This is a genomic window from Mycobacterium sp. E1214 (assembly GCF_001666755.1).
Taxonomy (GTDB): domain Bacteria; phylum Actinomycetota; class Actinomycetes; order Mycobacteriales; family Mycobacteriaceae; genus Mycobacterium.
In genome coordinates, this window is sequence record NZ_LZJC01000162.1 from 58115 (window position 1) to 70344 (window position 12230).

The 12230-nt window shown below is 67.0% G+C and carries 13 protein-coding genes; 9 read left to right on the forward strand and 4 right to left on the reverse strand.

The window, feature by feature from the left end:
- The first annotated feature begins 52 nt into the window (after positions 1-52).
- From A5700_RS22655 to A5700_RS22680, 6 genes are read left to right on the forward strand one after another with little or no spacing between them, the layout of a single operon-like run.
- Positions 53-1576: an aldehyde dehydrogenase family protein gene (locus tag A5700_RS22655; protein ID WP_068073556.1), complete on the forward strand. Its 1524-nt coding sequence runs from the start codon at positions 53-55 to the stop codon at positions 1574-1576.
- Entirely contained in the window at positions 1576-2046 is a 471-nt protein-coding gene (locus A5700_RS22660) for a DUF779 domain-containing protein (RefSeq protein WP_068205039.1), read from the forward strand. The genes A5700_RS22655 and A5700_RS22660 overlap by 1 nt, the downstream gene beginning before the upstream one ends.
- Positions 2047-2065: 19 nt before the next feature.
- Positions 2066-2344, forward strand: coding sequence for a putative holin (locus A5700_RS22665; RefSeq protein ID WP_197502918.1), 279 nt, complete (start codon positions 2066-2068; stop codon positions 2342-2344).
- Complete coding sequence (locus A5700_RS22670) at positions 2337-2906, forward strand: hypothetical protein (protein WP_068073558.1); 570 nt, start codon at positions 2337-2339, stop codon at positions 2904-2906. The genes A5700_RS22665 and A5700_RS22670 overlap by 8 nt, the downstream gene beginning before the upstream one ends.
- A 32-nt stretch (positions 2907-2938) precedes the next feature.
- A complete protein-coding gene (gene lpdA, locus A5700_RS22675; RefSeq protein WP_068073559.1) occupies positions 2939-4336 on the forward strand; it encodes a dihydrolipoyl dehydrogenase in 1398 nt (465 codons plus the stop codon).
- Positions 4337-4341: 5 nt separating this feature from the next.
- Positions 4342-4626: a hypothetical protein gene (locus tag A5700_RS22680; protein ID WP_068073561.1), complete on the forward strand. Its 285-nt coding sequence runs from the start codon at positions 4342-4344 to the stop codon at positions 4624-4626.
- Here the strand turns inward: A5700_RS22680 and A5700_RS22685 are convergent.
- Both A5700_RS22685 and ramB read right to left on the reverse strand, forming a co-directional pair.
- Entirely contained in the window at positions 4617-5186 is a 570-nt protein-coding gene (locus A5700_RS22685) for a carboxymuconolactone decarboxylase family protein (protein ID WP_068073562.1), read from the reverse strand. The two genes, A5700_RS22680 and A5700_RS22685, sit on opposite strands and share 10 nt — an antisense overlap.
- Entirely contained in the window at positions 5183-6607 is a 1425-nt protein-coding gene (ramB, locus tag A5700_RS22690; protein WP_068073563.1) for an acetate metabolism transcriptional regulator RamB, read from the reverse strand. The genes A5700_RS22685 and ramB overlap by 4 nt, the downstream gene beginning before the upstream one ends.
- A gap of 161 nt (positions 6608-6768) precedes the next feature.
- Between ramB and A5700_RS22695 the strand changes: the two genes are divergently transcribed.
- The 3 genes from A5700_RS22695 to A5700_RS22705 all read left to right on the forward strand — a co-directional run bounded on the left by A5700_RS22695 (position 6769) and on the right by A5700_RS22705 (position 10181).
- Complete coding sequence (locus A5700_RS22695) at positions 6769-7563, forward strand: acyl-[acyl-carrier-protein] thioesterase (protein ID WP_068073564.1); 795 nt, start codon at positions 6769-6771, stop codon at positions 7561-7563.
- 267 nt (positions 7564-7830) lie between these two features.
- A complete protein-coding gene (gene aceA / locus A5700_RS22700) occupies positions 7831-9117 on the forward strand; it encodes an isocitrate lyase (protein ID WP_068073566.1) in 1287 nt (428 codons plus the stop codon).
- Positions 9118-9317: 200 nt separating this feature from the next.
- Entirely contained in the window at positions 9318-10181 is an 864-nt protein-coding gene (locus tag A5700_RS22705; RefSeq protein WP_068073567.1) for a 3-hydroxybutyryl-CoA dehydrogenase, read from the forward strand.
- 135 nt (positions 10182-10316) lie between these two features.
- Here A5700_RS22705 and pcaA read toward each other — a convergent pair whose 3' ends face one another.
- Both pcaA and A5700_RS22715 read right to left on the reverse strand, forming a co-directional pair.
- Positions 10317-11189 (reverse strand): cyclopropane mycolic acid synthase PcaA, encoded by an 873-nt coding sequence (gene pcaA / locus A5700_RS22710; protein ID WP_068073569.1) that lies wholly within the window; start codon positions 11187-11189, stop codon positions 10317-10319.
- A gap of 186 nt (positions 11190-11375) precedes the next feature.
- Positions 11376-12062, reverse strand: coding sequence for a TetR/AcrR family transcriptional regulator (locus tag A5700_RS22715; protein ID WP_082960633.1), 687 nt, complete (start codon positions 12060-12062; stop codon positions 11376-11378).
- Positions 12063-12230: the final 168 nt, after the last annotated feature.

The following is a 12230-nucleotide window of genomic DNA, read 5'->3' on the forward strand; positions in this document are numbered from 1 at the left end:
CCAACGGCGGTACTGTGAGGTGTATTACACGAGGGACGAGGGGTGAGAGCGAATGACCGTTTTCGCACGTCCCGGCTCTGCCGGGGCGCTGATGTCGTATGAATCCCGCTACGAGAACTTCATCGGCGGCCAGTGGGTGGCGCCGGTGGGCGGCCGCTACTTCGAGAACCCCACCCCGGTGACCGGCCAGCCGTTCTGCGAGGTGGCCCGCTCGGAGGCGGCCGACGTGGAGAAGGCGCTGGACGCCGCCCACGGCGCGGCCAAGGCGTGGGGCAAGACCGCACCGGCCGAGCGGGCGGCGATCCTGAACAAGATCGCCGACCGCATCGAGGAGAACACCGCCGCCCTCGCGGTGGCCGAGGTGTGGGACAACGGCAAGCCGGTCCGCGAGGCCTTGGCCGCCGACATCCCGCTGGCCGCCGACCACTTCCGCTATTTCGCCGGCGCCATCCGGGCGCAGGAGGGCTCGCTGTCCCAGATCGACGAGGACACGGTGGCCTACCACTTCCACGAGCCCCTCGGCGTCGTCGGACAGATCATCCCGTGGAACTTTCCGATCCTGATGGCCGCCTGGAAGATGGCCCCGGCGCTGGCCGCCGGCAACGCGGTGGTGCTCAAACCCGCTGAGCAGACGCCGGTCTCGGTGCTCTACCTGATGTCGCTCATCGGTGACCTGCTTCCGGCCGGCGTGCTCAACGTCGTCAACGGGTTCGGGGCCGAGGCCGGCAAGCCACTGGCGTCGAGCAACCGGATCGCCAAGATCGCCTTCACCGGCGAGACCACCACCGGGCGCCTGATCATGCAGTACGCGTCGCAGAACCTGATCCCGGTCACCCTGGAGCTGGGCGGCAAGAGCCCGAACATCTTCTTCTCCGACGTGCTGGCCAGAGCCGACGACTTCCAGGACAAGGCGCTCGAGGGCTTCACCATGTTCGCCCTCAACCAGGGCGAGGTGTGTACGTGCCCGTCGCGCAGCCTGATTCAGGCCGACATCTACGACGAGTTCCTCGAGCTCGCCGCGATCCGCACCAAGGCCGTCCGGCAGGGCGACCCCCTGGACAGCGAGACGATGCTGGGTTCTCAGGCTTCCAACGACCAGCTTGAGAAGATCCTGTCCTACATCGAGATCGGCAAGGACGAGGGCGCCACGATCGTCACCGGCGGCGAGCGCGCCGAACTCGGCGGCGACCTGTCCGGCGGCTACTACATGCAGCCCACCATCTTCGCCGGCACCAACCGCATGCGGGTCTTCCAGGAGGAGATCTTCGGGCCGGTGGTGACGGTCACGTCATTCGACGACTACGACGACGCGATCTCGATCGCCAACGACACCCTCTACGGCCTCGGCGCGGGCGTGTGGAGCCGCGACGGCAACACCGCTTACCGGGCGGGTCGCGACATCCAAGCCGGCCGGGTGTGGGTGAACTGCTACCACCTCTATCCCGCGCACGCCGCGTTCGGCGGCTACAAGCAGTCCGGCATCGGCCGCGAGAACCATAAGATGATGCTCGACCACTACCAGCAGACCAAGAACCTCATGGTGTCCTATTCGGAGAAGGCGCAGGGCTTCTTCTGATGGTCACCGGGGTGGTGATGACCGCGCCGGCCGCCGAGCTGCTGGCGTCGCTGCAGGAGCGGCACGGCCCCGTGATGTTCCATCAGTCCGGCGGCTGCTGCGACGGGTCGTCGCCGATGTGCTATCCCCGCGGCGACTTCCTGGTCGGCGACCGCGATGTGCTGCTCGGCGTGCTGGACGTGGGCGCCGACGGGGTGCCGGTGTGGATCTCGGGCCCGCAGTACCAGGCGTGGAAACACACGCAGCTGGTGATCGACGTGGTGCCGGGCCGCGGCGGTGGCTTCAGCCTGGAGGCCCCCGACGGGGTGCGGTTCCTGAGCCGCGGCCGCGTGTTCACCGAGGAGGAACGGGCGGCGCTGGCGGCCGCGCCGCCCATCACCGGCGCCGATTATGAGGGCGGACAGCGCCCCGCGTCCCGCGGTCAGGTGGTGACCGGCGGAGCTTCCGCGACCTGCCGCACCGGCGGCTGACGGCAGTACAGTCGTCACCGTGATCCCCCTGCCGCGGCCCTGGCTTCTGGCCAGCGCCATGCTGATTGGCAGCGCGGTCGGGTTTTTGGCGGGGGTGGCCTGCAAGGTGGTCGTGCACGCCGCCGTCCACCCGGGTGTCGCCGTCGCGGCCGCGGTCGGGGTTCCCAGCGTCGTCGGGCTGACCATGATGCTGCTGTCCGGACGGCGGTGGGTCACGACCCTCGGCGCGTTGATCGTGGCGGTGGCGCCCGGCTGGTTGGGTGTGCTGGTCGCCCTGCGGGTGAGCGCCGGTGGCTGACGATAAGGACGGGACCAACCCGGGCACCGAGGCGTTCGTGCCGGACTTCTCCGAGGACGACGACGAGGACACCGGCACCCGCTCGTGGGTCCCCGACTTCTCCGACGACACCGGGCCGCAGGCTGTAGAACCCGCCGCCGCGACACCGGCCGAGGCGGCGGCGGTCGAGGCGCCCGACGAACAGGAGGACGGGGCGGGCGCGGGCGGGCCGGTGCAATCGGTCACCGTGCCCGGCCGCTACGTCTACCTCAAGTGGTGGAAGCTGGCCCTGGTCCTGCTGGGCGTGTGGCTGGTGGCCGCCGAGGTGGGGCTCGGCCTGTTCTATTGGTGGTATCACTCGCCGGACAAGACACCGGCCGGGTTCGCGGCCCTGGTGTACGTGGTGGCGTGCATCGTCGCGGGCGTGATGCTGGCGATGGTGCCGGGCAAGCCGCTCGTGTCGGCCCTGTCGGTCGCGGTGATGTCGGGGCCGTTCGCCGCCGTCGCCGCCGCGGCGCCCCTGTACGGCTACTACTACTGCGAACGGGTGGGCCACTGCGTGGCCGGCGTCCTTCCGTATTAACGCCGCGCCCACGTGCCCACTAGGGTGGGCACGTGACTTCTCACTTTGACGTCGTCGTCCTCGGGGCCGGTCCCGGCGGATATGTCGCAGCTATCCGCGCCGCGCAGCTCGGCCTGAACACCGCGGTCATCGAGCCGAAGTATTGGGGCGGGGTCTGCCTCAACGTCGGCTGCATCCCGTCCAAGGCATTGCTGCGCAACGCCGAACTGGTGCACATCTTCACCAAAGAGGCCAAGACCTTCGGTATCACCGGCGAGGCCAGCTTCGACTACGGCGTCGCCTACGACCGCAGTCGCAAGGTGGCCGAGGGCAGGGTCGCCGGCGTGCACTTCCTGATGAAGAAGAACAAGATCACCGAGATCCACGGCTACGGGAAGTTCACCGACCCGCACACGCTGTCGGTCGACCTCAACGAGGGCGGCACCGAGACCGTCACCTTCGACAACGTCATCGTCGCCACGGGTGCCAGCACGCGGCTGGTCCCGGGCACCACGCTGTCGGAGAACGTGGTGACCTACGAGGAACAGATCATGAAGCGGGAGCTGCCCGCGTCGATCGTGATCGCCGGGGCCGGCGCCGTCGGCATGGAATTCGGCTACGTCATGAAGAACTACGGGGTCGACGTCACCATCGTCGAATTCCTGCCGCGCGCGCTCCCCAACGAGGACGCCGAGGTGTCCAAGGAGATCGAGAAGCAGTTCAAAAAGCTCGGCATCACCATCCGCACCGGGACCAAGGTGGAGTCCATCACCGACGACGGGTCTGGGGTCACCGTCGTGGTCAGCAAGGACGGCAAGTCCGAGGAGCTCAAGGCCGACAAGGTGCTGCAGGCCATCGGGTTCGTGCCCAACGTCGAGGGCTACGGGCTGGACAAGGCGGGCGTCGCGCTCACCGACCGCGGGGCGATCGGCATCACCGACTACATGCGCACCAACGTCGAGCACATTTACGCTATCGGCGACGTGACCGGCAAGCTGCAGCTGGCGCACGTCGCCGAGGCCCAGGGCGTGGTCGCGGCCGAAACCATCGCGGGCGCAGAGACTTTGGCGTTGGGTGACTATCGCATGATGCCGCGCGCGACGTTCTGCCAGCCGCAGGTGGCCAGCTTCGGGCTCACCGAACAACAGGCCCGCGACGCGGGGCACGACGTGGTGGTCGCCAAGTTCCCGTTCACCGCCAACGCTAAGGCGCACGGGGTGGGTGACCCGAGCGGCTTCGTCAAGCTGATCGCCGACGCCAGGTACGGCGAGCTGTTGGGCGGGCACCTGATCGGCCACGATGTCTCCGAGCTGCTGCCCGAGCTGACGCTCGCGCAAAAGTGGGACCTGACGGCGACCGAGCTGGCGCGCAACGTGCACACGCACCCGACGCTGTCGGAGGCGTTGCAAGAGTGCTTCCACGGCCTCATCGGCCACATGATCAACTTCTGAGCGCCATGAGGAGCACCGTCCGGCCGGAGACCCTCGCGGGCGCCATCGGCGGCCTGGGAGCGGGTTACGTGCTGTGGCTGCTTGCCATTTCGATCGGCGAAGACACCGCGACGGCAAGCGTGTGGAGCCTGACGGTGTTGGTGGTGTCGGCCGCGGTGGGCGTGATCGCGGCGCTGTGGGGCCTCTGGCAGCGCCGACGCCGCAGGTACGGGCTGGCGGCGCTGGCGTTCGGGCTGCCGGTGCTGCCGCTGGTGTTGACGCTGGCCGTGCTGGCCGACCTCTACTTGTAGCCGGCCGGGTTGTCCAGCGGGATGGCCAGCGCCGACATGGTCGCGGCCAGGCCGTCGTATTGGCTTGCCAGCAAGCAGAATTCGATGAGCTCGCGCCGGTCGAGGTGACCGGCCAGCGCGGCCCAGGTGTCGTCGGTGACGGTGCGCCTCTCGACGAACTCGTCGGTCGCCGTCAGCAGGGCGCGCTGGCGTGCGCTCAACCGGTCCGCGGCCGCGACCGTGGTGTCGGGCCAGGCAAAGATCGCGGCCTGCAGGTCCGCGTCCAGGCCCTGGTTGCGGGCCATCCTGCGGTGATGCTGCAGCTCGTATTCGCAGTTCCGCAGGTGCGCGACGCGCAGGACCACCAGTTCGGCGTCGATCGCGGGCAGCCGGCCGCGCAGGAGGCGGCCGCTGTAGATGCTCCACGCCACAAACAGGGACCGGTGCTGCCCCAGCGTGGTGAACAGGTGCATCTCGGGCGCGCGGACGGTCCGCGCCGCCGCCTTGGCGAGCACCCAGTTGAGGGGGCCCAGCTCGCGGAACCGTCCCGACGGGATGCGGCCGACCGTCCCGCCCGTCACGGCTGCTTCACCAGGTAGGGCGACACCGTGCTGCGGTGCTCGTCGAGATCGAGCGCGTGGCCCAGCGCGGGGAAGGCCCGCTGCGGGCAGTTGTCGCGTTCGCAGACGCGGCAGCCCGCGCCGATGGGCGTGGCCACGACGTTGAGATCCCCCGACAAATCGAGTCCTTCCGAGTAGACGAGCCGGTGAGCGTGGCGCAACTCGCAGCCCAGCCCGATCGCGAAGGTCTTACCCGGCTGACCATACCGGGCGGCGCGCCGCTCGACGGTGCGGGCCACCCACATGTAGTTGCGGCCGTCGGGCATCTGCGCTATCTGCACCAGGATCTTGCCCGGGTTGGCGAAGGTCTCGTAGACGTTCCACAACGGGCAGGTGCCGCCGCTGGAGGAGAAGTGAAAACCGGTGGCGGACTGACGTTTTGACATGTTGCCGGCCCGGTCCACCCTGACGAAGGAGAAGGGCACGCCGCGCATCGAGGGCCGTTGCAACGTGGAGAGCCGGTGCGCGATGGTCTCGTAGCTGACCGAGTAGAACGAGGACAGCCGCTCGACGTCGTAGCGGAAATTCTCCGCGACGTCGTGGAACTGCCGGTACGGCAGCACCGTCGCGGCGGCGAAATAGTTGGCCAGGCCCAACCGGGCGAGCGTGTGTGACTCGTCGCTGGTGAACTTGCCGTCGGTGACCAGGGCGTCGATCAGGTCACCGAATTCGAGGTAGGCCAATTCGGCGGCCATCTTGAACACCTGCTGCCCCAGCGACAGGTGGTTGCTGATCTCCAGCGTCTTGGTCTGCGGCTCGTAGCGGTGTAATACCGTGTCGCCCAAGTCGATTCGACGGTTGATGTGCACCCCGTGCACCTCGGTGAGCCGGCGGTTCAACTCCCGGGCCAGGTCGCCGTGGTGCAGGCGCATCTTGCTGGTGAGGTCCTCGGCGGCGGTGTCCAGCTCGTGCAGATAATTCTGGCGCTGGTAGAAGTAGTCGCGGACTTCCTCGTGCGGCATGGTGATCGAACCGCTGCCGCTGCCGTCGGAGTAGCGCTCCTCGGTGGCGGCGGCGAGCTGGGCCGTGGTGATGCGGTAGCGGCGGTGCAGGTTGACCACCGCGCGGGCCAGCGCGGGATGCGCGCTGACCATCTCGGCAACCTCGGTCGGGTCCACGTCGATGTCGAGGTCCCGGTCCATCGTCACCTCGCGCAGCTCGGCGACCAGGCGGGTGTCGTCGTGTGAGGCGAAGAAGGTGGCGTCCACCCCGAACACCTCGGTGATGCGCAGCAGCACGGCCACGGTCAGCGGGCGGACGTCGTGCTCGATCTGGTTGAGGTAGCTCGGGGAGATCTCCAGCATCTGCGCGAGCGCGGCCTGGGAAAACCCACGCTCGCTGCGCAACTGGCGCACGCGTGACCCCACGAAGGTTTTCGACACGCTTTTCAGGGTACGACGCATTGCGAAGTTGCGCTTCGCAGAGTTCGCAGAGCTCGACGTCGGGTCAGGTTTGGCATTCGGCGCGCCGCGTTGGCATGATTCGCAACAAGGCCCCAGGGCTAGCCTGAGGTGACCAACCAGGAGGAAATGGGAGCGACGCCGTGAGCCTGGACAAACAACTGATGCCGGTGCCCGACGGCCACCCCGACGTCTTCGACCGCGAATGGCCGCTGCGCGTCGCCGACATCGACCGCACGGGACGCCTGCGCCTGGACGCGGCCGCCCGGCACATCCAGGACATCGGCCAGGACCAGCTTCGCGAGATGGGCTTCGAGGAGACCCATCCCTTGTGGATCGTCCGGCGCACCATGGTGGACCTGATCAAGCCGATCGAGTTCGGTGACATGCTGCGCTGTCGGCGCTGGTGCTCGGGCACCTCCAACCGGTGGTGCGAGATGCGGGTGCGCATCGACGGCCGCAAGGGTGGGCTCATCGAATCCGAGGCGTTCTGGATCAACATCAACCGGGACACCCAGATGCCGTCGCGCATCGCCGACGACTTCCTGGCGGGCCTGCACAAGACGACCTCCGTCGACCGGCTGCGGTGGAAGTCGTACCTGAAGCCGGGCAGCCGCGACGACGCGGTCGAGATCCACGAGTTCCCCGTGCGCGTCACCGACATCGACCTGTTCGACCACATGAACAATTCGGTGTACTGGAGCGTGGTCGAGGACTATCTGGCGTCGCATCTGGCGCTGATGGCGCGGCCGCTGCGCATCACGATCGAGCACGAGGCGCCGGTCGCGCTGGGCGACAAGTTGGAGATCATCTCCCACTTGCACCCCGCGGGATCCACCGATCAGTTCGGCCCGAACCTCACCGATCGGCCTGTTACAACGCTCACATATGCGGTCGGCGACGAGACGAAAGCCGTCGCCGCGCTCTTCAACCGCTAACCGGACAAGCGTCCCGTTAAATGCCCAGCTGACCTGCGGATTCTTGTTACCGGCGGGTAGATTCTGAAACGGTTCAGTTCCCCCGCAGCTTCGCAAGATTCGCAAATACGGGCGGTGCCGTTGCTGAAATTGGCAACTGAAATGGGTGGACCTGCGGGAACATGGTGTGCCATCTTCGAGTTAGCACATCAGCGAAGTTAAGCACGTAGCTACCGCCGGTGAGGCCTTCTGCAATCCAGTAGTGAAGATCGTGAAGGAGCATGCCCAATGTCTGTCGTTGGCACCCCCAAGAGCGCCGAACAGATCAAGAAGGACTGGGACACCAACCCCCGTTGGAAGGGTGTCACCCGCACCTACAGCGCCGAGGACGTCGTCGCGCTGCAGGGCACCGTCGTGGAGGAGGCCACCCTGGCCCGGCGCGGCGCCGAGGTCCTGTGGGAGCAGCTGCACGACCTGGAGTACATCAACGCGCTGGGCGCGCTGACGGGCAACATGGCCGTCCAGCAGGTCCGCGCCGGCCTGAAGGCCATCTACCTGTCGGGTTGGCAGGTCGCCGGTGACGCGAACCTGTCCGGCCACACCTACCCGGACCAGAGCCTGTACCCGGCCAACTCGGTGCCGCAGGTGGTCCGCCGCATCAACAACGCGCTGCTGCGCGCCGACGAGATCGCCAAGGTCGAGGGCGACACCTCGGTCGAGAACTGGCTGGCCCCGATCGTCGCCGACGGTGAGGCCGGTTTCGGTGGTGCGCTCAACGTCTACGAGCTGCAGAAGGCGATGATCGCCGCCGGTGTGGCCGGTTCGCACTGGGAGGACCAGCTGGCCTCGGAGAAGAAGTGCGGCCACCTCGGTGGCAAGGTGCTGATCCCGACACAGCAGCACATCCGCACCCTGACCTCGGCCCGCCTCGCGGCCGACGTCGCCGACGTGCCGACCGTCGTGATCGCGCGCACCGACGCCGAGGCCGCCACGCTGATCACCTCCGACGTCGACGAGCGCGACCAGCCGTTCATCACCGGTGAGCGGACCAAGGAGGGCTTCTACCGGGTCCGCAACGGGCTGGAGCCCTGCATCGCGCGGGCCAAGGCCTACGCGCCGTTCTCCGACCTGATCTGGATGGAGACCGGTACCCCGGACCTCGAGCTGGCCGCCAAGTTCGCCGAGGGCGTCAAGTCCGAGTTCCCCGACCAGATGCTGGCCTACAACTGCTCGCCGTCGTTCAACTGGAAGAAGCACCTCGACGACAGCACCATCGCGAAGTTCCAGAAGGAGCTTGGCGCAATGGGATTCAAGTTCCAGTTCATCACGCTGGCCGGCTTCCACGCCCTCAACTACTCGATGTTCGATCTGGCCTACGGCTACGCCCGCAACCAGATGAGCGCTTACGTCGAGCTGCAGGAGCGCGAGTTCGCCGCCGAGGAGCGCGGCTACACCGCCACCAAGCACCAGCGCGAGGTGGGTGCCGGTTACTTCGACCGCATCGCCACCACGGTGGACCCGACCTCGTCGACCACCGCGCTGACGGGCTCCACCGAAGAGGGGCAGTTTCACTGAGACCGAGCGGGCTTTAGGCCGCGAGGGTGAAGTGAAACCGGCGGGTTGAGTCACTGAGACCGAGCGGGCTTTGGCCCGAAGGACTGAGCCGCTAGAGGAACCAAGCCGTAGATCCGGCTGAAGTAGCATAGGCCCCGCCCAGCGATCCTGGGCGGGGCCTATTGCGGTGCAAGGCGATACAACGTCGAAAGAAGAAGACAGTGAGTGACGCAGGGATTCAGCGAGTGGGCGTAGTCGGGGCCGGTCAGATGGGGTCCGGCATCGCCGAGGTCTCCGTGCGCGCCGGCGTCGACGTGACGGTGTTCGAGACCACCGACGCCCTGATCACCGCGGGGCGCAACCGCATCGTGAAGTCGCTGGAGCGCGGCGTCAGCGCGGGCAAGGTCACTGAGCGGGAACGCGACCGGGCGCTGAGCCAGCTGACCTTCACCACCGACCTCAAGGACCTGGCCGACCGCCAGCTGGTCATCGAGGCGATCATCGAGGACGACGCCGTCAAGGCGCAGGTGTTCGCCGAACTCGACCGGGTCATCACCGACCCGGACGCGGTACTCGCGTCCAACACCTCCAGCATCCCGATCATGAAGATCGCCGCGGCCACCAAGAACCCGCAACGGGTGCTGGGCCTGCACTTCTTCAACCCGGTCCCGGTGCTGCCGCTGGTCGAACTGGTCAGCACGCTCGTCACCGACGAGGCCGCCGCCGCCAGGACCGAACAGTTCGCCAGCGCGGTGCTGGGCAAGCAGGTGGTGCGCTGCTCCGACCGGTCCGGTTTCGTCGTCAACGCGCTGCTGGTGCCCTACCTGCTCTCGGCGGTCCGCATGGTCGAAGCGGGGTTCGCCAGCATCGAGGACGTCGACAAAGCCGTGGTCGCCGGGCTGTCGCACCCCATGGGCCCGCTGCGGCTGTCCGATCTGGTGGGGCTGGACACGCTGAAGCTCATCGCGGACAAGATGTTCGAGGAATTCAAGGAGCCACACTTCGCTCCGCCGCCGCTGCTACTGCGCATGGTGGAGGCGGGCCGGCTGGGCAAGAAGACGGGGCAGGGCTTCTACTCGTACTGACGAGGCGTGCGGCGCCGCGCGAAACATGCTGGGGCGCAACGACACCCGATACGGTAGCCCTGGGCGGTAGGCGCGCGAAACCCCAAGCCGGACAGCGCCCGCCGGCGACGGCCAGTTGAAAGCCGCCCTGGCGGACTACTTTTGCAACTTCTCCAGCGTGAACTGGTCGACGTCGGTGTACCCCTCGTGGAACAGCTTCGCGCAGCCGGTCAGGTACTTCATGTAGCGGTCGTAGACCTCTTCGGACTGGATCGCGATGGCCTCGTCGCGGCGGGCCTCCAGGGCGGCCGCCCACGTCTCCAGCGTGCGGGCGTAGTGCAGCTGCAGCGACTGGACGCGCGTCAGTTCGAACCCCGCCGTCACGCCGTACTCGCCGACGGTCTGCGGCGTCGGAAGCCAACCGCCGGGGAAGATCTCGGCCAAGATGAATTGCGAAAACTGCACGATTTCGTGCGTCAGCTTCATGCCGCGCGCGCGGGCGTCCTTGAACGAAGGCCGAACGATGGTGTGCAGCAACATCACTCCGCCGGGCGGCAGCGCCTCGTAGGCCATCTTGAAGAAGCGGCCGTAGCGTTGCCGGCCGAAGTGTTCGAACGCGCCGATCGAGACGATCCGGTCCACCGGCTCGTGGAACTTCTCCCAGCCCTCCAGCAGCACCCGACGGGTGCGCGAGGTGTCCATCTCGTCGAACTTCTTCTGCACGTGCTGCGCCTGGTTCTCCGACAGCGTCAGGCCCACGACGTTGACGTCGTACTTCTCGATAGCCCGCCGCATGGTGGCCCCCCACCCGCACCCGATGTCGAGCAACGTCATGCCGGGTTGCAGCTTCAGCTTGCCCAGCGCCAGATCGATCTTGGCGAGCTGCGCCTCTTCCAGGGTCATGTCGTCACGCTCGAAGTAGGCGCAGCTGTAGGTCTGCGTGGGATCGAGGAACAACCGGAAGAAGTCATCGGACAGGTCGTAGTGGGCCTGCACGTTGCCAAAATGCGGCGTGAGCTGGACGGACATCGCGAGGAGGGCCTTTCTATTTTCGGAAGCAGGGGAGGGCGGCCGACCAGCGGGCCTCGCATCACCCCCGATGCATCCCCTGCATGCTAGCCCTTTGGGCGGCTGTCGCGCCTTCCCCGGCGCACTCTAGCGTCACACGGAAGGGCCGAAATACCCAAAACGGCACTCGTCAGCAAATGGCTTCTGCTATAACGCGGATCCGTCTCGGCGGTCGCGGGGCGGCACCATCGGCGAGGGGTGGGGTTCGGCGCGGAATTGTTCGAGCGATCCGCCGACCTCCACGATGCCCTTGAGGGCGTTCCAGCTCAGCATCGTCAAGTAATCGATCAACGCGTCCCGGCTCATCCGGGGGTCCGACATCCACGAGTGCGTGGCCAACTGCACGCCGCCGACGATCAGATAGGACCAGGGCTCGACGCCGCCGGTGTCCATGCCGGCCTGCTGCATCCGCCGGCGGATCATGACCGCCAGCATCCGGGCGATGATCCGCTCGGAATCGGCGATCACCTTGCTCTTGCTGGCCGAGTTGTTGGTCATCACGAACCGGTACGGCTCCGGCTCGTTGGCGACGGTCTCGACGTACACCCGGATGACCTCGCGGGCCAGATCGAACCCGTCCAGGTTCGATGTGAGGGCGGCGGCCATGTTGGGAATCAGGGTGGTCTGGGTGAACCGCATCATCACCGCGGTCGTCAGGTCGTTCTTGTCGACGAAGTAGCGGTACAACACGGTCTTGGAAACGCCGATCTCCGCGGCGATCTCGTCCATGCTCAGAGCGCCGCCGTGCCGGCGAATCGCGTCGATCGTGCCGTCGACGAGCTCGTTGCGGCGCTCCACCTTGTGCTGGTGCCAGCGCCGCTTGCGGCCGTCCATTTTGACGCTCACAACCGAGATTTGCTCTGTCACTATCGTCAATTTCCGTTCACTCGACGCCCTCGATCTTACGGCGGTGAGGCGGGGTTTGAGTCCTCGGCACCGGCCCCCGGGGTTGCCGCGAGCTGTGTCGTCGCACCAATCGGCCGCGAAGATAGATGATGGTGT